The 20,303-nt window shown below is 72.2% G+C and carries 15 protein-coding genes; 6 read left to right on the plus strand and 9 right to left on the minus strand.

The genetic code is table 11. The features are described 5' to 3' along the window. Nucleotides 1-44: 44 nt before the first annotated feature. Genes BIV01_RS06235 through BIV01_RS06245 form a run of 3 tightly spaced genes read right to left on the minus strand, consistent with a single transcriptional unit; the run spans nt 45 to nt 6,306 of the window. Nucleotides 45-1,976, minus strand: coding sequence for a S9 family peptidase (locus BIV01_RS06235; protein WP_071302254.1), 1,932 nt, complete (start codon nt 1,974-1,976; stop codon nt 45-47). Then, nucleotides 1,973-3,757 carry an N-acetylglutaminylglutamine amidotransferase gene (locus tag BIV01_RS06240; protein WP_071302255.1) on the minus strand — a complete coding sequence of 595 codons (1,785 nt, stop codon included), beginning with the start codon at nt 3,755-3,757 and terminating at the stop codon, nt 1,973-1,975. Before BIV01_RS06240 ends, BIV01_RS06235 begins: the two co-directional genes overlap by 4 nt. Further along, a complete protein-coding gene (locus tag BIV01_RS06245) occupies nt 3,757-6,306 on the minus strand; it encodes a carboxylate--amine ligase/circularly permuted type 2 ATP-grasp protein (protein ID WP_071302256.1) in 2,550 nt (849 codons plus the stop codon). Before BIV01_RS06245 ends, BIV01_RS06240 begins: the two co-directional genes overlap by 1 nt. 127 nt (nt 6,307-6,433) lie before the next feature. On the opposite strand from BIV01_RS06245, the gene BIV01_RS06250 reads away from it, so the two are divergent. Both BIV01_RS06250 and BIV01_RS06255 read left to right on the plus strand, forming a co-directional pair. After that, nucleotides 6,434-7,783, plus strand: coding sequence for an alpha/beta hydrolase (locus BIV01_RS06250; protein ID WP_083413804.1), 1,350 nt, complete (start codon nt 6,434-6,436; stop codon nt 7,781-7,783). Continuing rightward, nucleotides 7,780-9,369, plus strand: coding sequence for a GMC family oxidoreductase (locus BIV01_RS06255; RefSeq protein WP_071302355.1), 1,590 nt, complete (start codon nt 7,780-7,782; stop codon nt 9,367-9,369). Before BIV01_RS06250 ends, BIV01_RS06255 begins: the two co-directional genes overlap by 4 nt. Nucleotides 9,370-9,438: 69 nt before the next feature. Here BIV01_RS06255 and BIV01_RS06260 read toward each other — a convergent pair whose 3' ends face one another. The 6 genes from BIV01_RS06260 to BIV01_RS06285 are packed head-to-tail and all read right to left on the minus strand — an operon-like array spanning nt 9,439 to nt 15,510. Continuing rightward, entirely contained in the window at nt 9,439-9,807 is a 369-nt protein-coding gene (locus BIV01_RS06260) for a hypothetical protein (RefSeq protein ID WP_071302257.1), read from the minus strand. A gap of 21 nt (nt 9,808-9,828) precedes the next feature. Beyond that, nucleotides 9,829-10,704, minus strand: coding sequence for an ABC transporter permease (locus BIV01_RS06265; protein ID WP_071302258.1), 876 nt, complete (start codon nt 10,702-10,704; stop codon nt 9,829-9,831). Next, nucleotides 10,701-11,633, minus strand: a complete 933-nt coding sequence (locus BIV01_RS06270; protein WP_217637333.1) for an ABC transporter permease — start codon at nt 11,631-11,633, stop codon at nt 10,701-10,703. Before BIV01_RS06270 ends, BIV01_RS06265 begins: the two co-directional genes overlap by 4 nt. Then, nucleotides 11,630-12,841, minus strand: coding sequence for an ABC transporter substrate-binding protein (locus BIV01_RS06275; protein WP_071302259.1), 1,212 nt, complete (start codon nt 12,839-12,841; stop codon nt 11,630-11,632). The genes BIV01_RS06270 and BIV01_RS06275 overlap by 4 nt, the downstream gene beginning before the upstream one ends. Beyond that, the gene (locus BIV01_RS06280) at nt 12,838-14,025 is read right to left on the minus strand and encodes an ABC transporter ATP-binding protein (RefSeq protein WP_139199240.1); all 1,188 of its coding nucleotides are present in this window, start codon (nt 14,023-14,025) and stop codon (nt 12,838-12,840) included. Before BIV01_RS06280 ends, BIV01_RS06275 begins: the two co-directional genes overlap by 4 nt. A gap of 42 nt (nt 14,026-14,067) precedes the next feature. Then, nucleotides 14,068-15,510 carry an aminobutyraldehyde dehydrogenase gene (locus tag BIV01_RS06285; protein ID WP_071302261.1) on the minus strand — a complete coding sequence of 481 codons (1,443 nt, stop codon included), beginning with the start codon at nt 15,508-15,510 and terminating at the stop codon, nt 14,068-14,070. A 113-nt stretch (nt 15,511-15,623) separates the two neighbouring features. Between BIV01_RS06285 and BIV01_RS06290 the strand changes: the two genes are divergently transcribed. From BIV01_RS06290 to BIV01_RS06305, 4 genes are read left to right on the plus strand one after another with little or no spacing between them, the layout of a single operon-like run. Further along, on the plus strand, nt 15,624-16,106 hold the full coding sequence (locus BIV01_RS06290; RefSeq protein WP_070417426.1) for an Lrp/AsnC family transcriptional regulator: 483 nt from the start codon (nt 15,624-15,626) through the stop codon (nt 16,104-16,106). After that, on the plus strand, nt 16,103-17,536 hold the full coding sequence (locus BIV01_RS06295) for an aspartate aminotransferase family protein (protein ID WP_071302262.1): 1,434 nt from the start codon (nt 16,103-16,105) through the stop codon (nt 17,534-17,536). Before BIV01_RS06290 ends, BIV01_RS06295 begins: the two co-directional genes overlap by 4 nt. 2 nt (nt 17,537-17,538) lie before the next feature. After that, nucleotides 17,539-18,903, plus strand: a complete 1,365-nt coding sequence (locus BIV01_RS06300) for an NAD(P)/FAD-dependent oxidoreductase (protein ID WP_071302263.1) — start codon at nt 17,539-17,541, stop codon at nt 18,901-18,903. Further along, nucleotides 18,903-20,240, plus strand: a complete 1,338-nt coding sequence (locus BIV01_RS06305) for a flavin monoamine oxidase family protein (RefSeq protein WP_071302264.1) — start codon at nt 18,903-18,905, stop codon at nt 20,238-20,240. Before BIV01_RS06300 ends, BIV01_RS06305 begins: the two co-directional genes overlap by 1 nt. Nucleotides 20,241-20,303: the final 63 nt, after the last annotated feature.

Here is a 20,303-nt window from a genome sequence, read left to right on the forward strand (position 1 = left end):
GCACCGCGTGACACAGCACCCGGCGCCCGCGGCCGGCCCAGGCGCTACGCCAGCCGCGCCGCCACGAACGCCACCATCCGCCGCACGAGCTCCGCGCGCGACGTGGCCCGGCGGTACTCGTGCCCCTCGCCCGCGAGCTCGAGGTACTCCACGTCGTGCGACCTCGCCGTGAGCGCCTCGACCACCTGGTGCGCCTCACCGATCGGCACGTTGGTGTCGAGCTCGCCGTGCACGACGAGCAGCGGCGCGGTGACGTCGTCGATCGCCCGCATCGGCGACAGCGAGTCGAGCAGCGCGGCGTCGTCCACGGGGTGGCCGTACTTCGTCGCGGCCGCGGAGGCGATCCACGGCTCGGTGTCCCGGTAGAAGGTCGCGAAGTCGCTCATCCCGCACACGGCGACGCCGGCCGCGAAGACGTCCGGCGTGAACGCCAGGGACGCGAGCGTCGCGTACCCGCCGTACGAGCGGCCCTCGACGGCGACGCGGGAGCGGTCCGCGTACCCGTTCGACACGAGGAACCGCGCGCAGTCCACGACGTCGGCGAGCGCGTTCCAGCGCAGCCCGAGGTCGTCCGCGTGCACGAAGTCGCGTCCGTACCCGCTGGACCCGCGGATGTTCGGTGCGAACACGGTGATGCCGGCGGCGGCGAGCGCCTGGTGCTGCGGTGAGAAGGTGGGTCGCTCCTGCGACTCCGGCCCGCCGTGCAGGTGGACGAGCGCTGCGCGCGGCTCGGGAGGCACGGCACCGACGTCGGGACCACCACCGGTCGACGACGTGGCCGGGTCCACCGCCCGGTACAGCCAGCCGGTGATCTCCAGTCCGTCGCGCGCCGCGAAGCGCTCGAGGGTCGGCTCGACCAGCGGCACCTCCGGCAGCCCGGGGACGCCGGTGACCCGGCTCCACGTCAGCGCGTTCGTGTCGAGGCGCCAGAGCTCCCGGGGCCGCAGGGGTCCCTCGACGGCGAGGAGCACACTGCGCCCGTCGCGGCTGAGGACCGGGTCGGTGACGACGTACCCGGGCAGGTCCGGCACGGGCGTCCGCGAGGCGTCGTGCGTGTTGATGAGGTCGAGTTCGCTCCGGCCGTCGACGTTCCAGACGAGCAGCAGGGTCCGGCCTGCGTCGTCGGCGTCGAGGTACTCCAGTTCGGCGTCGTCGCGCTCGGTGATCCGCCGGGGTGCGCCGCGCCAGCCGTGCGGGCCGACCGGCTGGGCGACGAGCCCGCGGCGGGGCAGGCCGGCCTCGGTGGCGACGTAGGCGACGAGCGGACTGGTCTCGCTGGCGGGTGCCGGTCGGAGGAAGGCGATCTCCGCCGAGCCGTCCGGCGAGTCGGCGAGCAGCGCGTGGCTCTCGTCGGTGAGCCGGTCGACGACCACGACGAACTCGTGGCCGCGCTGCCCGTCCCGGAGCACGACGAGGCGCTCCTCGACGCTGAGGTCGAGGATGTGGATGAGCTCCCCCACCGCGAGGTCGTCGCGGTCGCCGGAGACGGGGTCGACGAGGTACGAGCGCGCGGGCTGGTCGGCCTCGGTGGACGGCAGGGTGATGACGACCCGGTGGCCGCTGCGGCTCCACGGGCCGAGTTCGGCGTGCTGGTACCGCGACCCGGCGATCTGCGCGGCGTCGGTGCCGTCGGGTCGGACCACCCAGACCTGCTGCTTCACGCCGCCGTCGGTCGCGATGGCCACGGCGAGCCACTCCCCGTCGGAGGACCACGTCACCCGGATCACGGGGTCGTCGGACAGCCGGATCCGCACGGGCTCGGGTGCTTCGTCGCCGACGACGACGTCCTGTACGAAGACCTCGGGGGTGCCGTGCCGGTCGCTGACGAACGCGACGCGGCGGGCGTTCCGCGTCATGGTGGGCCCCCACGATCCCCAGGCCGCGACGAGGCGCTCGCCCAGGCCGGCCGCCTGCCGGGCGCGTGCCGACGGCTCGAGGTGGGTCGCGCCTCCTGGCCGCACGGCGGGCCCGCTCACCGCACCCCCTGCTGCTGCAGCCACATCTCGATCAGGCCGAGCTGCCACAGCGCGTTCGCGCCGATCTCGGTCCGCGTGCTGTTCGGGTCCTGGAGCATCCGCTCGACCGTACCCGGATCGAAGAGCCCGCGCTCCCGCGCCTCCGGGGCGTGCAACGCCTGCCGGACGCGCTCGAGGTACGGGCCCTCGAGCTGCCGGATCGCCGGCACCGGGAAGTACCCCTTCGTCCGGTCGATGACGGCGTCGGGGACGATGCCGCGGGCTGCGCGCTTCATGACGCCCTTGCCGCCGTCCGCGAGCTTGAGCTCGGGTGGGATCGCGCCGGCGAACTCGACGAACTCGTGGTCGAGGAACGGCACGCGGGCCTCGAGTCCCCACGCCATCGTCATGTTGTCGACGCGCTTCACCGGGTCGTCGACGAGCATCGTCATCGTGTCGCTGCGGAGCGCGGCGTCGACGCTGGTCTCCGCTCCCGGCACGGCGAACGCGGCGTCCACGAACGCCGAGGGCGTGTCGTCGTCGCTCCGCCAGCGTTCCCCGAGCAGGGGTTGGAGTGCCGGCCACCGGCGGTCCATGAACACCGAGCGGTAGACCTCGGCGGCCTGGTCCCGCGGGACGGAGGCGAGCGGCGGGTACCAGCTGTAACCGCCGAGCACCTCGTCCGCACCCTGCCCGGACTGCACGACCTTGACGTTCTGCGACACCTCTTCCGAGAGCAGGTAGAAGGCGACGCAGTCGTGGCTGACCATCGGCTCGCTCATCGCGCCGATCGCGCCGTCGATGCCGTCGAGCAGGCGCGACGAGGGGATGCGGATGCGGTGGTGGTCGGTGCCGAAGTGGCGCGCGACCTCGTCGGAGTACTCGAACTCGTCGCCGGACTCGCCACCGGCCGACTCGAAGCCGATGCTGAACGTGGCGAGGTCCTGTTGCCCGGCCTCGGCGAGCAGTGCCACGACGAGCGAGGAGTCGATCCCGCCGGAGAGCAGCACGCCGACCGGGACGTCGGCGACCATGCGGCGCTCGACCGCGGTGCGGAGCTTCGCGGTGAAGGCCTCCTGCCAGTCCTGGTCGGTCCAGTCGGCCTTGTCCGGGTCGCGCTCGAAGCGGGGCTCCCAGTACGTCTCGTCGCGGGAGGTCCCGTCGCGCTCGATGACCCGGACGGTCGCGGGCGGCAGCTTGCCGACGCCGGACAGGATCGTGCGGGGCGCCGGGACGATCGAGTGGAAGGTCATGTACGACGCGAAGGCGACCGGGTCGATGCTCGTGTCGACGCCACCACCGGCCAGGACGGCGGGCAGTGAGCTCGCGAACCGCACCCCGCCGGGGACCTCGGCGACGTAGAGCGGCTTGATGCCGAGCCGGTCGCGGGCGAGGACGAGCCGGCCGCTGGCGTGCTCCCAGATGGCGATCGCGAACATCCCGACCAGGTGGTCGACGAACCGGGTGCCCCACTCGGCGTAGGCGGCGAGGATGACCTCGGTGTCCGAGGTCGAGAAGAACTCGTGGCCCCGGCCGCGCAGCTCGTCGCGGAGCTGTCGGTAGTTGTAGACCATGCCGTTGTAGGCGATGGTCAGTCCGGCACGGGGGTGCACCATCGGCTGCGCGCCCGCGGTGGACAGGTCGACGATCGACAGCCGTCGGTGCCCGAGCGCGACCGGTCCGCGTGCCCACAGCCCGTCGCCGTCGGGGCCGCGGTGCACGAGGCAGCCCGTCATCCGCGCCACGGCCGCGACGTCCGGCGCCGTCCCGTCGAACCGGAGTTCTCCCGCGAGTCCGCACATCAGCTGTCCCCTGCCGTTCCGGTGATCCAGGTGTCCTTGGCGCCGCCGCCGCGCGAGGAGTTCACGACCATGCTCCCCTCCGGCGCCACCCGCGTGAGCGCGACGTCGGCGAGGTGGGTGTCGTCCGGCCCCGTGCCCGTGACGTAGACGAAGGCACGCAGGTCGACGTGCCGGGGGTCGAGGCCGGCCGGGCCGATGGTCGGGTGCGACGACAGCTGCACGACCTCCTGCCCGACCCAGCGGTCGGGGTCCGCGGCGATCGCCCGGCGCCGCTCGGCGACCTCGGGAGCGCTCGCGCTCGGACCGATCAGGACGTCCCGACCGCCCTCGCCGTCGACGGGCTTCGTCACGAGCTCGCCGACGCGGTCGAGCACGGAGAGCCGTTCGCCCTCGATGCTGGTCCGGTACGTCGGGACCGAGTCGAGCAGCGGCTTCTCGTCGAGGTAGTACCAGATGAGGTCCGGCACGGTGACGTACATCGCCTTGTCGTCGACGAGCGCGTTGCCCGGCGCGTTGGCCAGGTGCACACCGCCGACCTCGGCGACGTCGAGGATGCGCGCACCGAGGTCCGGTGCGTGCTCCGCCGCGAGCGCGCTGACGTCGCGGTCGATTCGCAGGTACAGCCCGTGCAGCACGTCACCCGTCCGCGCCTCGACGACGTGTCCGTCGCGGACGTCCAGGTCCGAGCCGGCCAGGAGGCGCAACCCGGCCCCGTCGGCCAGCCTGCGGTGCTCGAACCACGCGCCGGCGGCGGGGCCGTCGCTGATCAGCGCGATCACCGGGTCCGGTTCGCCGGTCACGGCGGTCGCGTTCGTGCGGAGCGTGTCGCGGAGGCGGTCGACCACACCGTGCGGGTCGAGCAGGTGCTCCGGCCGTGGGGCGTCCGGCACCACCTCGTCCATCAGCTCGCGGAGCGCGATGCCGTACGCGACGCCGGAGGGCGACCGGACGTTGTCCTCGAGCACGCGCCACCCGCCGAACTCGTTCCGGACCAGGTCGAACCCCATCACGGGCGCACGCACGGCGTCCTGCGGCAGCCGGGCGGCCGCCGGGTCCCACCCGTTGGCCCCGACGAACTGGCGCTCGTCCATCGCGCCGTCCGCCACGATCCGCCGGGGACCGTACGCGTCCCGGAGGAACAGCTCGATCGCGCGGGCGCGCTGCCCGAGGCCGGCGGCGAGCTGGCTCCACTCGTAGGCGCTGACGGTCCGCGGGACGAGGTCGCAGCCGAACGCCTGGACGCCGCCGTCGACCACGAAGCCGACCTCGTGCTCGCGGGTCCAGGTGTCGCGGGCGGCGCAGCGTTCGATGGTGGTCTCGGCGTCCCACCCGCGGAAGAACACCGCGAGGTCGCGGAACGCGGGGCGGGGCCGGGCTCCCGGTCCGACGGCCTCGTCACCGGCGCGGACGCGGTACGACGGCAGCGTCACGGTCGGGTGCTCGGTGCGGCCGGAGGGCGTCCCGGCGGTGTCCTCGACGACCGAGGCCACGACGTCGTCGAGCTCGCCGCGCTCGGCGTACGCGGTGCGCTGCCGGTCCGTGGAGTTCCCGCGGGCGAGGGTGTCCTCGACGAGCTCCGCCACCGTGCCCCAGTCGCCGAGCTCCTCGAGCTCCGGACGGAGCCGTGAGACGAGCTGGCGGACGGCGGTCTCGGCGGGCAGCCGCTCCGGGTGCTGCCCGAGCCCGAGCAGTTCGCCGGTCAGGCCACCACGGGCGGCCTGCCACATCGCCGCCCGGTGCAGGGGCTCACTGCGCGGTCGCCACTCGGCTCCGGACTCGACCGCCTTCTCCGCCTTGCGGACGGCGGCGCGGAACAACCCGGCGATGAGCACGGCGTCGTCCACGATCGGCGTCGCGTCGCACACCCGGAGCTCGAGCGTCGGGGCGTGCGAGGACGGCCGCACGTCGAAGTACGCCATCTTCTTGTCGGCGATCACCCCGGACGCGATGAGGTCGTCGAGCATCGCGTCGTACTCGGCGGCGTCCTTGACACGCCCGAAGCTGCCCGCCGAGGGCCAGCGCTGCCAGATGATGCTGCGGAACGACGAGTAGCCGGTGTCCTGCCCGTTCCAGAACGGACTCGACGCGCTGAGCGCCAGCAGCACCGGCAGCACCGGGGCCACCCGCTGGGCGATCTGCACCGCCAGGTCGCGGTCGCTCACACCGACGTGCACCTGCAGGCCGCAGATGAGCTGTTCGTCGACGAGCATCCGGTACTGCTCCTGCATGCGGCCGTACCGTCCACCGGAGGTCAGCTCGAAGTCGGCGTACTCCGACCGCGGCGCGGTGCCGGCGGCGGCGATCGTGACCCCGGCGGGGGCGATCGCGGCGCTCAGCTCGCTGCGCAGGTCGACGATCACCCGTCTCAGGTCGTCGAGGGTGCGCACCACGGGGGTGTTCGTCTCGATGGTCGTGCGCTGGAGTTCAGCGCCGAACCGGGCGGCGGGCAGTTTGGGCAGAAGGCGCGGGGCCTTCGCGGAAAGTCGTCCGGAATCGAGGTCGATGAGGTGCAGTTCTTCCTCGGCGCCGAGCGTCAGCTCTGCACTCATGGGCCGAACCTATCGCCGCACCTTGTGGAAGGCCCCGCCCGACGGCAGATCGTCGCATGCTCGAAACAATGCCGCACGGGGTACACCCCGCTGGGAGCGCCGGCGCCGCGGCACGTAGGAACGAAGGATGCCCACCACCGTGTTCTGCCTGCACGCCCTCGGATCGAGTTCCGAGGAGTTCGTCGGGCTGCGGTCCCGCCTCGCCGGGACGCTCGACCTGGTCGGGATCGACCTGCCCGGGTTCGGCACCAGCACGGCGGCGACCGGCACCACCGTCGAGGAGATGGTCGTGCTCGTCGAACGTGCGATCGGCCGGAGCGGTGCCACCGACTGGGCGCTGATCGGGCACTCGATGGGCGGGAAGGTGGCGTCCGTCGTCGCCTCGCGCACCGTCGACGGCAGCAACGGCCTGTTCGGCCTGCGCGCCGTGGTGCTGCTCGCCGCGTCGCCGCTCTCCCCGGAGCCGATGGACGAGGAGCGCCGGCAGACCATGCTCGACTGGGCGTCGGACGGCGAGATCGGCCCCGACGAGGCGGATGCGTTCGTCGACGCCAACACCGCGTCCCGCCTCGACCCGGAGCCGCACGCGATCGCGGTGCACGACGTCGAGCGCGCGGTCCCGCAGGCCTGGACCGACTGGCTCGTCCGCGGCAGCCGCGAGGACTGGTCGACCGTCTTCCCGCCGAACCCGGTCCCCGCCCTGGTGCTGGCCGGCGCCGAGGACGGCGACCTCGGCCCCGAGGCCCAGCGGACGCTGAACCTGCCGCACTGGACCGCGGGCGAGTTCGACGCGGTGCCGGACGCCGCGCACCTGCTGCCGTGGGAGCAGCCCGACGCCGTCGCCGACCGCATCCGCGACTTCTGGCACCGTCGGGTCGACCACGGTGCGCTCGTCCCCGCCGAGACCGCCCGCGTCATCGCCTCACCCCGCGTGAGCGCACGGACCCGCGGCATCCTCGCCGTCCGAGCGCTCCCCGACGCCCCGGACCGCGAACCGCGTGCCCTCACCCGCGAGCAGCTCGACACGTTGCGCGCCGTGGGCCGCGTCGTCGTCCCGCAGCCGGGCGACCGCCACCTCGACCTCGCGCTCCGCGTCGACGACCAGCTCGCCGACCAACTCGGCGACGGCTGGCGACCGGACGGCCTGCCCGCCGACGTCGAGGCCTACCGAGCCGGACTCGACGCACTCCGCAGCGACGCCGCGCAGGGCGACGAGCACCTCGCCGGGGTGCTCGACGCGGTCACCGCGGGCGAGTACACACCGACGACGGGTCCGCTCGACGGTTCGCAGCTGCGAGCCTGGCTCGAGGACGCCAGCGTCGACCTCGCCAAGCAGTGGATGGCGCACCCGGCGACGATGGCCGCGGTGGACTACGACGGCTTCGCCAACGGCGGCGACGGGCTGCGCAAACAGGGCTTCCTGCTCCTCGGAGCCGGCGAGCGCGAAGCATGGGAACCGACGGGAGCCGGACGATGAGACTCGACCACCAGCGCCACCACAGCGAGGACGAGGTCGTCGACGTCGTCGTCGTCGGGACCGGCGCGGGCGGCGCACCGCTGCTCGCGACCCTCGCCCGCCGAGGCCTCAGCGTCGTCGCGCTCGAAGCCGGCCCGAACACCGACCCGGAGCAGTACACCCCCGACGAGGTCGAGGCGCCCGGGGACATCAACTGGATGGACGAGCGGATCAGCGGCGGCAGCGCTCCGACCGCCTTCGGCCCGAACAACAGCGGCACCGGCGTCGGCGGCTCGACCCTGCACTGGGGCGCGTTCACACCGCGGCCGAACCAGCACGACATCCGGCTCCGCACCGACTCCGGGCAGGGCGAGGACTGGCCGATCGACCACGCCGAGCTCACCCGCTGGATCGAGCAGGCCGAGCACGACGTCGGCGTCGCCGGACCCGCGCACTACCCGTGGGACCCGGAGCGCCGCTACCGCATGGGGCCGCCGCCGCGGAACGCCTCGTCGGACATGATGATCCGGGGTGCCGCCGCCGTGGGCATCACCGCCACGGACGCCCCCGTCGGCCTCACCACCGAGGACCGGCACCAGGAGCACCACGGGCTCCGCCAGGCCTGCGTGTCCTGCGGTTCCTGCCACCAGGGCTGCCGGAACGGGGCGAAGGTGTCGATGGACACCACCTACCTGCCCGCCGCCGTCGCGTTCGGTGCGGAGATCCGCGCCGAGGCGTTCGTGCACGGCATCGAGCTCGACGCAAGAGGCCGGGTCGAGGCCGTCGTCTACCGCCAGGACGGCCGCGACCGCCGGCAGCGCTGCCGCACGCTCGTCCTCGCCGCGGGTGGCATCGAGACCCCGCGCCTGCTGCTGCACACCGGGATCGCGAACAGCAGCGGCCAGGTCGGCCGGAACTTCACCGCGCACGGGGCCACCCAGGTCTGGGCGACCTTCGACGAGTCGATGCGGTCCTACCGCGGGTACCCGTCGTCGATCATCACCGAGGACTTCGTCCGCCCCACCGACGCGGACTTCGCGGGCGGCTACCTCATCCAGAGCCTCGGTGTGCAGCCGCTGACGCTCGCCACCTCGCTCGTGCGGGGCGGTGGGCTCCGCGGTGCCGCGCTCGTCCGGGCGCTGCAGGACTACCCGCGGATGGCCGGCGTCGGCATCAACGCCGAGTGCCTGCCGTACGACGACAACCGGCTCGTGCTCGCCGACGAGGTCGACGCGAACGGGGTGCCGAAGGCCCGCGTCACGTTCTCGCCCGGGTCGAACGAGGAGGCCATCACCCGCCACGCGGTCCGCACGATGACCGCGATCGTCGAGGCAGCGGGCGGCACGGACGTCCGGGTCCTCGACCGCACGGCGCACACCGTCGGCACGGCGCGGATGGGTACCGACGCGGGGAACTCGGTCGTGGACGCCGCCGGCCGGTCATGGGACGTGCCGAACCTGTGGGTCGTGGACAACTCGGTGTTCCCGAGCTCCCTCATCGCGAACCCGGCGCTGACGATCATGGCGCTGTCGCTGCGCACCGCCGACCGGCTGATCCGCGACGACGCATCGGCCGACCGCGAGCAGGCCGCGACCGCCGTCGCCTGACGCGCGAGCCGAGGGGCGGGAGGCGCGGTGCGGGCTCGCACCGCGCCTCCCGTCCGTCATCGGTGACGGTCAGTCGTCGGCGGGTGCCCGGTCCTCGATCGGCACCACGACCGGATCCGCCCGGCGCGCACGCATGCGCGCACGGCGGTCGACGTCGAGGTCGTCCTCCGGTGGGTCGTTCGCGTCCGATCCCACGAGCCAGGTGAGCCCACGCAACCCGCGCCGGTCGTCGGAGACGAGCGCGAGCGACCAGAGCGCGCCCTCGTGCTCGGCGGCACGGCGCTGGGCCCAGTCGACGGCCTGCAGGACGTCGGCCTCGAGCAGATCGGTCGTCTCCGTCGCGAACACGTCGCCGTCGGGGCGCTGGACGTACACGCGGAAGCGCGGGCGCGGGTCCTCCCACGTGCTGTCGCGCTCGTCGACCTCGATGACGTCCATCCCCCGAGCCTACGAGGCCGGTCAACCGCGGGTGCGCGCCAACCGCCGGTTCAGCGCCCCGTTCAGCAGCGCCACGAGCAGCCCCACCGCGAACACGAGCGTGCCGAAGCACAGCACCTGCGGCGGCATCCCGGCCTTGGCGGCGCCGTACACGAACAGCGGGAACGTGACCGAGGGCCCGGCGACGAACGAGGTGATCACGTAGTCGTCGATCGACATCGCCAGCGCGAGCAACCCCGCGGCCAGCATGCCCGGCGCGAGCAACGGCAGGGTCACGAGCCGGAACGCCTGCAGCGGCGTCGCGCCGAGGTCCCCCGCGGCCTCCTCGAGCGCCCGTGACGTCCCCGCGATCCGCGCCCGGAGCACCACGACGACGTAGGCGACGTCGAACGCCACGTGCGTGAGCAGGATCGTCAGGAACCCGGTGCCGAGACCGACCGACAGGAAGAACGACAGCGACGCGGACCCGACGACGATCGACGGCGCCGCGATGTCCGCGAACACGACGGCGTTCACGGCACCGCGCCCGGGGAACCGGTAGCGCTCGAGCGCCAGGGCCAGCGGCAGGCCGATCGCGACCGAGATGATCGCGGCGAGGAAAGCGATGACGACCGAGGTGACGAACGCCTGTCCGAGGCCGGAGACGTTCACGAGGTTCGCGTACCAGTAGGTCGTGAACCCGTTCCACGCGAACGACAGCCGGTTCGTCGGGGCGTCGTTGAACGAGTACACGATCATGTAGACGATCGGCACGAGGGTGATCGCGATGGTGACCCAGTACACGATCGCGAGCCACGGCCCGCGGCGGCTCACCCCGTGCCGGCCGGGTCGGCGCGCGGCCGTCCCGGTGGCGGGTGCGGCGGGTGCGGTGGCGCGGGGCGGTGCGACGGCGGTCATACGAGGTCCTCGAGGTCGTCGGTGCCGGAGACGCGGGCGTAGATGAACAGGATGATGCCGAGCACGACCATGAGCACGGTCGAGAGCGCCGCGGCGACGTTGTACTGCTGGTTGCCGGAGTAGGCGTCCTGGATCGCCTGCCCGATCGTGTACGTGTTCGTGCCGCCCAGGAGCGCCGAGTTCACCGGGTCGCCCACGCTGTCGATGAAGACGAGCAGGACACCGGCGAAGATGCCCGAGCGGGACAGCGGCAGCGTGGTGTGCCAGAACGCCCGGACCTTGCCGGCGTAGAGGTCGTTCGCCGCCTCGCCGAGTCGGGGGTCGATGCGTTCGAGCGCGGCGTAGATCGGCAGCACCATGAACGCCAGGTCGTTGTAGGCGTCGCCGAAGATCACCGCGCCACCGGTCCCGAGGATGTGGAAGTCCTTGCCGGCCAGGCCGATCGCCTGCAGCGCCGTGACGACCGGCCCCTGCGAGGCGAGCACGAACGCCCACATGTCGGTGCGGATGACGAACGACACGAGGAAGCTCACGAACACGAGCATGAGGAGCGGGTTCTTCCACCGTGGCGACACCCGGAACGCGATGAAGTACGCCACCGGGTACCCGACGATGATCGTCACGACGGTCGCGGCCGCGCCGTACCAGAGCGACCGGCCGAGGAACGTCAGGTACGGCACCTGCGGGTCGATGAACAGGGAGCCGTAGATCCCCCAGTTCCACGTGAACGTGTAGCCGTCGTCCGGGTTGCCCGACATGAGCGAGACGATGAGTCCCGACACGAGCGGGATGACGAAGAACACGGCCAGGTACGCGGTGCCGACGACGGCGAGCAGGAACGGCACCCGCAGGCGACGACCGTGCCGCACGGGCGCGGGTCCCGGTCCGGCCCCGAGACCGGCGGTCCCGGCCGTCCCGACGGCGCTCACGACTGCACCACCGCGTTGAAGATGCCGTTCCACTCGGAGTACTCGTCGTAGTTCTCGAACACCCGGAACTCGTGCGACTTGTCGAGCACCTCGGACGACGGGAACACCAGCGGGCTGTCCGCCACGGTGGGGTCGTCCAGCTCGTCCCGGACGTAGTCCTCCGCGGCGGGCACGGGGCAGACGTAGTTGACGTAGTCCTCGACGATGCCGGCGATCTTCGGCGTGTAGTAGAAGTCCATCCACTCCAGGGCCGACACCGGGTTCGCCGCCTGCCGGGGGATCATGAGGTTGTCGTGCCACATCATCTGGCCTTCCTCGGGCGTGACGAACCGCAGGTGCTCGAACCCGGACTGCTGCGCCTGGAACACGTCGCCGGACCACGCCTGGGTGATCCAGGTGTCACCGTTCTCGAGCTTGTTGATGTAGCTCTGGTCGTAGAACCCGGTGACGCTCGGGCGGAGCTTCCGCAGCCAGTCCTGGGCCGTCCGCCAGTCCGCGGGGGTCGAGGTCTCCGGGGCGATGCCGTTCGCGAGCAGCCCGAGGGACCCGAGCTCGGTGTTGTCGCTCATCAGCCCGACGCGGCCCCGGAACGCCGGGTCGAGCAGGTCCTGGAACGACGTGATCTCGCGGTCGATGTACTTCGGGTTGTAGGCGATCCCGGTGAACCCGGTCTGCCACACGACCGAGTGCTTGTTCCCGGGGTCGTAGGTCGGGTCCTTCACGGAGTCGCCCGCGTTCGCCGCGAAGTTCGGCAGCCGCGAGTGGTCGAGCTCGCACACGAACCCGTTCTTGATCATCTGCGTCAGCTCGAAGCCGTTCGTCATCACGACGAGGTCGTAGCCGGTGGCCCCCTGCGCGCGGAGGATCGGGGACACCGTCGCGTAGAACGTGGCGTTGTCCTGGATCACGGCCTGGTAGTCGACCGAGATCCCGGTGGCCCGCTCGAACAGCTGGATGGATTCGGACTTGCCGTGGTCGGAGTCGATGTAGAGCGGCCAGTTCGCGAAGTTGAGCTGCTTCGTCGCCTTCTGGTCCGCCCAGAACCGCTCCCAGTCCACCGGGTGTTCGGCGAGCGACGCCGCCGACCCCTTGATGCTGCAGCCGGCGAGCAGGGCGGCGACCGCGGCGGCCCCGCCGCCCGCGAGGAACCCGCGACGGCTGACGCGTGCGGACGTCAGTCCGCGCACCAGGTCCGGTCGCGGACTCACGCGACGACCCCCGCGGTGGCGGGCGCGGACTGGAGGCACGGGTCGGCTCCGGCGGTGACGGTCGCGTCGGACGCGGGGTGCGCCTCCAGGCCGAAACCGTGGTCGACGCCCCACGTGAGCCAGACCTCGGTACCGGTGGCGATGCGCGGTCCGCCCTTGGAGTTCTGCGCGAAGACGGAGACGCGGCCCGCGCCCGGCACGTCGACGAGGTACTGGGTGCTGACGCCGGAGAACGACACGTCGACCACACGGCCGGGGCCGAGGATGTTGCGACCGGCCTCGGGTGCCGGCTCGGCGGTGCGGATCTTGAGCTTCTCGGGACGGACGCCGACCACCACGTGTCCGGTCGTCGCGACGGCCCGGTCGGTCGGGACGGCGATCGTGCCGGCCGCGGTGGCGACGACGAGGAGTCCGCCGTCGGTGCCGCGGACCTCGCCCTCGAGCAGGTTCGACTGCCCGAGGAAGTTCGCGACGAACGCCGTGCGGGGCAGCTCGTACAGGTCCTGCGGGCTGCCCATCTGCTCGATGCGGCCGCCGTTCATGACGGCGACCGTGTCGGCCATCGTCATCGCCTCCTCCTGGTCGTGCGTGACGTGCAGGAAGGTGAGACCGACCTCGGCCTGGATCGTCTTCAGCTCGAGCTGCATCTGGTGCCGCAGCTTGAGGTCGAGGGCGCCGAGGGGCTCGTCGAGCAGGAGCAGGGCCGGGCGGTTCACGATCGCGCGGGCGAGGGCGACGCGCTGCTGCATGCCGCCGGACAGCTGCGCCGGACGCTTCGACGCCGAACCCTCGAGCTCGACGAGCCGCAACGCCTCGGTCGCCTTCGTCATCGGGTCCGGGATGCGCCGGCGCTTCAACCCGAACGCCACGTTCTCGAGCACGCTCATGTGCGGGAACAGCGCGTAGTTCTGGAACACCGTGTTGACCGGCCGCTGGTACGGCTTCGTGTCGGTGACGTCCCGTCCGCCGATCGTGATCGTGCCGCTCGTGGGCTCCTCGAGGCCGGCGACGAGCCGGAGCGTCGTCGTCTTGCCGCAGCCGGACGGCCCGAGCAGCGCGAAGAACGAGCCGGCCGGGACGGTGAGGTCGAGGGCGTCGACCGCGGTGTGGCCGGGGAAGGACTTGGTGATCCGGTCGAGCCGGAGATCGGCTCCCGATTCGGCGAAGGTGCCGGTCATTGCCATGGTGCCTCCTGCTGCTCGTGCTGCTCGGGGTCGGGTTCGGGCTCAGCCGATGTAGGACATGACGTGCTTGATGCGGGTGTAGTCGTCGAACCCGTACTGGGACAGGTCCTTGCCGTAGCCGGAGTGCTTGAAGCCGCCGTGCGGCATCTCGGCGACGATCGGGATGTGGGTGTTGATCCACACGCACCCGAAGTCGAGGTCGCGGGCGAAGCGCATCGCCCGCGCGTGGTCCGTCGTCCACACCGAGCTCGCCAGGCCGTACTCGACGCCGTTCGCCCACGCGAGGGCCTGCTGCTCGGTCGAGAAACGCTGGACGGTCTGCACCGGGCCGAAGATCTCCTGCTGCACCGCGCGGTCGTCCTGCCGGAGCCCGGAGACGATCGTCGCCTCGTGGTGGAAGCCGCGGTCGCCCAGGCGGTGGCCGCCGAGCTCGATCGACGCGTGGTCGGGGAGGGTGTCGATGAACGACCGGACCTGGGCGAGCTGGGCCGCGTTGTTCACCGGGCCGAAGTACGGGGTCGGCGCGTCCGGGCCGGTCTGCGCGTCGGTCCGCGCCGCCTCGGCGAGCGCCGCCACGAACTCGTCGTGGATGCCGTCCTGCACGAGCAGGCGGGTGGCGGCGGTGCAGTCCTGCCCGGCGTTGAAGAAGCCGGCGGCGACGATGCCGGCCACGGCGGCGGGGACGTCGGCGTCGTCGAACACGATCACCGGTGCCTTGCCACCGAGTTCGAGGTGGGTCCGCTTGAGGTCACCGGCGGCGGCGCGGGCGACCTCGATGCCGGCGCGGACGGAGCCGGTGATCGACACGAGCTGTGGTGTGGGGTGGTCGATCATCGCGGCACCGGTCGTCCGGTCCCCCACGACGACGTTGAGCACGCCCGGCGGCAGGAACTCGGCGGCGACCTCGGCCAGCAGCAGGGTCGACAGCGGGGTGGTGTCGCTCGGCTTGAGCACGGTCGTGTTCCCCGCGGCGAGCGCCGGCGCGAACTTCCACACCGCCATGTTGAGCGGGTAGTTCCACGGGGTGACCTGGGCGACGACACCGATCGGCTCGCGCCGGACGAACGACGTGTGGTCGGTCACGTACTCGCCGGCGCTCCGCCCCTCGAGGTTCCGGGCGGCGCCGGCGAAGAAGCGGATCTGGTCGACGGAGAGCCGGATCTCGTCCTCGACGAGGGTGGCGCGGGGCTTCCCGGTGTCGAGCGACTCGAGGTCGGCGAACTCCTCCGCCCGCTGCTCCATCGCGTCGGCGATCCGGAAGAGCGCGAGCTGTCGTTCCGCCGGTGTGGTGCGGCCCCACGTCCCGAACGCGGTGCTCGCCGCACGGAAGGCCGCGTCGACGTCGGCGGCACTGGACACCGGCGACGTGCCGTAGACGTGCTCGTCGGTCGGGTCGATCAGGTTGAAGGCCGCGTCGGCACGGACCTCGACGGACGCGCCCCCGATGAAGTTCCGGACCTCGCTCGTCTTCGTGGTCTCCCGCATGGCGGCGATACTGGCACGGAAAAAGCCGGTTCGGAAGACTTGTAACAACGGAAATCGTCGTGAAACACGGTGTTCACAACGGATTCCCTTGCTTTCTGGGCGATGGCGCTGCAATGCTGTCCGGCATGGCGGCAGCACCACGACGTCCGGGACCGATCGACGACACCTCGAAGCGGATCATCGAACAACTCCAGGCGGACGGGCGCCGTCCGTACGGCGAGATCGGCAAGGCGGTCGGTCTCAGCGAAGCGGCGGTCCGGCAGCGCGTCCAGAAGCTGACCGAGACCGGCGTCATGCAGATCGTCGCGGTGACGGACCCCCTGCAACTCGGGTTCCACCGCCAGGCGATGATCGGCATCCGGGTCAGCGGCGACACCCGAACCGTCGCCGACGAACTCGAACGGCTCCCGGCGGTCGACTACCTCGTCATGACCGCCGGGAGCTTCGACCTCATGGTCGAGGTCGTCTGCGAGGACGACGACGACCTGATCGAACTCCTGAACGGCACGATCCGGGCGATCCCGGGCGTCGCCGGCACCGAGACCTTCGTCTACCTGCAACTCCGCAAACAGCTCTACGACTGGGGAACGCGATGACCATCTCCGAACGACCCACCACCCGTCTCGGCTCGTACGAACCGTTCGCACCGGTGGACGACGCCGCGCTGCAGCAGAAGTCGCGCGACCACCTGTGGATGCACTTCGCCCGGCACGGCGCGAACCAGGCCGGTGCCGACGTGCCGATCATGGTCCGCGGCGAGGGGCACCACGTCTACGACAGCCACGGCAAGGAGTACATCGACGGGCTCTCCGGCCTGTTCGTCGTCGCCGCGGGCCACGGCCGGAAGCGCCTGGCCGAGATGGCCGCCAAGCAGGCCGAGACGCTGTCGTTCTTCCCGATCTGGTCGTACGCGCACCCCGCGGCGATCGAGCTCGCGGACCGGTTGGCCGACCACGCCCCCGGCGACCTCAACAAGGTGTTCTTCTCGACCGGCGGCGGCGAGGCCGTCGAGACCGCGTTCAAGCTCGCGAAGTACTACTGGAAGCTCCGCGGCAAGCCGATGAAGCACAAGGTGATCTCCCGCGCGGTCGCGTACCACGGCACCCCGCAGGGAGCACTCGCCATCACGGGCATCCCGGCGATGAAGCAGATGTTCGAGCCGCTCGCGCCGGGTGGCTTCCGCGTGCCGAACACCAACTACTACCGCGCCGCCGAGATGGGCTTCGCCGGCGAGAGCGAGGAGGAGTTCGGCTTCTGGGCGGCCGAGCGCATCCGCGAGATGATCGAGTTCGAGGGCCCGGACACCGTCGCCGCGGTCTTCCTCGAGCCGGTGCAGAACTCCGGCGGCTGCTTCACCCCGCCGCCCGGGTACTTCCAGCGGGTCCGCGAGATCTGCGACGAGTACGACGTGCTGCTGGTCTCCGACGAGGTGATCTGCGCGTTCGGCCGGATCGGCACCATGTTCGCGTGCGACACCTACGGCTTCGTGCCGGACATGATCACGTGCGCGAAGGCGATGACCTCGGGCTACTCCCCCATCGGCGCGACGATCATCAGCGACAAGCTCTTCGAGCCGTTCTCCACGGGCGACACGACCTTCTACCACGGCTACACGTTCGGCGGGCACCCGGTCTCCGCCGCCGTCGCGATGGAGAACCTCGACATCTTCGAGGAAGAGGGGCTCCTGCAGAACGTCCAGCAGAACGCCCCGCTCTTCAAGGCCGAGCTCGACACGCTGCGCGACCTGCCCATCGTCGGGGACGTCCGTGGTGACGGGTACTTCTACGGCATCGAGCTCGTGAAGGACAAGGCCACCAAGACGACCTTCGACGACGCCGAGTCAGAGCGCCTGCTCCGCGGGTTCCTGTCGAAGGCGCTGTTCGACGCCGGGCTGTACTGCCGTGCCGACGACCGCGGCGACCCCGTCGTGCAGCTCGCGCCGCCGCTCACCATCGGGCAGCCGGAGTTCCGCGAGATGACCTCGATCCTGCGGAGCGTCCTGTCCGAGGCCTGGACGAAGATCTGACCGTGACCGGCTACCGGGGCGTCTCGTTCTGGCTCGACGCGCTCGTCACGAGCGGCCGCGACGACCTGACGCCCCGCCCGCCGCTCGACGGCGACACCACCGCGGACGTCTGCATCGTCGGCGGTGGACTGACGGGTCTCTGGACCGCGTGGTACCTGCACCAGGCCGACCCGCGCCTCCAGGTCGTCGTCGTGGAACGCGAGATCGCGGGCTTCGGCGCGTCCGGACGCAACGGCGGCTGGTGCTCCGCACTGTTCCCGCGGTCCGCCGAGGCGATCGCCCGCGAGCACGGCCGCGACGCGGCCCTCGCCCTGCGTCGGGCGATGCGCGACACCGTCGACGAGGTCGGGCGCGCAGCGTCCGAGGCCGGAGTCGACTGCGACTACGTCAAGGGCGGCACCGTCCTCTACGCGCGCTCCGCCGTGCAGGAACGCGCGGCCCGCGACGAGGTCGCCGCCTCGGCCGCGTGGGGCGACGACATGACGTACCGCGACGCACGCCCCGGCGATGCCGCCGGATCGGCCGGTGTCGCGTGGACGCCGGACTGCGCGCGGGTCCAGCCCGCAGCGCTGGTGCGCGGCCTGGCGGCGGCCCTGGAGGCGCGGGGCGTCCGGATCGCGGAGCACACGCCCGCCTCGTCCTGGGATCGCGGGCGCGTGGTCACGTCGCGTGGGACCGTCACGGCCGGTGCCGTGGTCATCGCGGTCGAGGGCTACGGCGCGCAGCTCGAGCAGACGAAGCGGCGCATCCTGCCGCTGTACTCGCTCATGATCGCGACGGCACCGTTGCCCGCGGCGGTGTGGGACCGCGTCGGGCTCGAGCACGGGCAGACGTTCTCCGACTACCGGCACCTGCTCGTGTACGGGCAGCGCACGGCAGACGACCGACTGGCGTTCGGCGGACGCGGAGCCCGCTACCACTGGGGGTCCGCGATCACCCCCGGCTACGACCGGGTACCGCGCGTGTTCGAGCACCTGCGGCGGTCCCTGGTCGAGCTGTTCCCCGCCGTCGCCGACGCCCCGGTCACCCACACGTGGGGCGGACCCCTCGGGGTGCCCCGTGACTGGTGCGCCTCGGTCACCTGGGACGGCCACGTCGGGACCGCCGGCGGCTACGTCGGCGACGGCCTGTCCACGACGAACCTCGCCGGACGGACGCTCGCCGACCTCGTGCGGGGTGTGTCCTCGCCGCTGACCGCGCTGCCGTGGGTGAACCACCGGTCGCCGGACTGGGAGCCGGAGCCGCTGCGGTTCCTCGGGGCGAACGCCGGGCTCGTGGCCACCGACCTGGCCGACCGCGAGGAAGCACTGACCGGGCGGCCGAGCCTCGCCGCCCGCCTGATGACACCGCTGACCGGAGGACACTGATGGCTGCACTCGATGCCGACGTCGTCGTCGTGGGGGCCGGGGTCGCCGGGCTCGCCGCAGCTCGAGCGCTCGTGCAGGGCGGGCAGCGCGTCGTCGTGCTCGAGGCCCGCGACCGCATCGGTGGCCGCACCTGGACCGACGACGAGATCGGGGTGCCGGTCGACCTCGGCGCCTCGTGGATCCACGGCATCGAAGGCAACCCGCTCTGGTCCCTGGCGTCCGCGTTCGGGATCGAGACCGTCGAGTTCACCGTCGGCAGCTTCCAGTTCGACGGGCGGCCGATCGGCTGGCACGCCCCGTCCGGACGGCGGTTGACCGCGCCCGAGGCCGCGTCGTTCGTCGCGGACCTGCACACCGTCGACGCGGCCCTCGCCGCGGTGGTCGCCGACGCCCCGCCGCCGGCGACCTACGCGTCCGCCGTCGACACCGCGCTGCGGTCCCTGCAGTGGCAGGGCGACCGGGCCGCGCGGATCCGCGAGTACACGGCGCACCGCTCCGAGGACCTCTGCGGCGCCCCGGTCACCGTGCTCGACGCGCACGGGCTCGACGAGGAGCACGTCGCCGGCGACGAGGTGGTGTTCCCCGGCGGCTACGCCCAGTACGCGCACGCCCTGGCGGCCGGGCTCGACGTCCGCCTGTCCTCCGTCGTCGCCGCCGTGCGCTCGTCGTCCTCGGGCGTCGTCGTCGGGCTCGCCGACGGGACGACCGTGTCCGCTGCGGAGGTCGTCGTCACGGCGCCCCTCGGCGTGCTGCAGGCCGGCGCGATCACGTTCGAGCCACCGCTCGAGCCCGCGGTGCTCGACGCGATGGGCCGACTCGGGATGGGCGTCTACGACAAGGTGTTCCTGCGGTTCCCCGAGCGGTTCTGGGGTGACGACTGGGTGGTGCGGCAGCAGGGTCCGGCCGGGGTCGACTGGCACTCCTGGTACGACATGTCCCGGGTGACCGGCGAACCGGTGCTCGCGGCGCTCGTGGGCGGTGCCGGCGCGCGACGGATCGAGTCGCTGCCCGATGCCCTGGTCGTCGACGAGGCGGTCGAGGCGCTGCGTCGGGTGTTCGGGCCCTCGGTCCCATCGGCGGACGGCGTGCGGATCACCCGGTGGGCGGCGGACCCCTTCGCGCGCGGGTCGTACTCGTACCTGCACGTGGGGGCGTCACCGGACGACCACGACCTGCTCGGCAACCCGTCGGGGCGGGTGCAGCTCGCCGGTGAGGCCACGTGGGGCGACGACCCCGCGACCGTGCACGGGGCGCTGCTCTCCGGGCTGCGGGCGGCGGGGCGGTTGCTCGGGCACGAGGTGTCTGCCGGGTCCTTGGCGGGGCCGCTGCCCGGCTGACGGGCGGGGCCGGAGTCGGCCGGATCCGGCCGACTCCCGCCGCCCGGTCGGGCGTGACGCCCC

Source organism: Curtobacterium sp. MCBA15_013, assembly GCF_001865095.1.
In the GTDB taxonomy this organism is placed as follows: Bacteria; Actinomycetota; Actinomycetes; order Actinomycetales; family Microbacteriaceae; genus Curtobacterium.

Excerpts from the sequence above, each read along its gene's own strand:
- BIV01_RS06295 (WP_071302262.1), top strand. The coding sequence starts at position 16,103 with ATGACCATCTCCGAACGACCCACCACCCGTCTCGGCTCGTACGAACCG.
- BIV01_RS06265 (WP_071302258.1), bottom strand. The coding sequence starts at position 10,704 with ATGACCGCCGTCGCACCGCCCCGCGCCACCGCACCCGCCGCACCCGCC.
- BIV01_RS06250 (WP_083413804.1), top strand. The coding sequence starts at position 6,434 with ATGCCCACCACCGTGTTCTGCCTGCACGCCCTCGGATCGAGTTCCGAG.
- BIV01_RS06290 (WP_070417426.1), top strand. The coding sequence starts at position 15,624 with ATGCTGTCCGGCATGGCGGCAGCACCACGACGTCCGGGACCGATCGAC.
- BIV01_RS06245 (WP_071302256.1), bottom strand. The coding sequence starts at position 6,306 with ATGAGTGCAGAGCTGACGCTCGGCGCCGAGGAAGAACTGCACCTCATC.
- BIV01_RS06240 (WP_071302255.1), bottom strand. The coding sequence starts at position 3,757 with ATGTGCGGACTCGCGGGAGAACTCCGGTTCGACGGGACGGCGCCGGAC.
- BIV01_RS06285 (WP_071302261.1), bottom strand. The coding sequence starts at position 15,510 with ATGCGGGAGACCACGAAGACGAGCGAGGTCCGGAACTTCATCGGGGGC.
- BIV01_RS06260 (WP_071302257.1), bottom strand. The coding sequence starts at position 9,807 with ATGGACGTCATCGAGGTCGACGAGCGCGACAGCACGTGGGAGGACCCG.
- BIV01_RS06255 (WP_071302355.1), top strand. The coding sequence starts at position 7,780 with ATGAGACTCGACCACCAGCGCCACCACAGCGAGGACGAGGTCGTCGAC.
- BIV01_RS06305 (WP_071302264.1), top strand. The coding sequence starts at position 18,903 with ATGGCTGCACTCGATGCCGACGTCGTCGTCGTGGGGGCCGGGGTCGCC.
- BIV01_RS06280 (WP_139199240.1), bottom strand. The coding sequence starts at position 14,025 with ATGGCAATGACCGGCACCTTCGCCGAATCGGGAGCCGATCTCCGGCTC.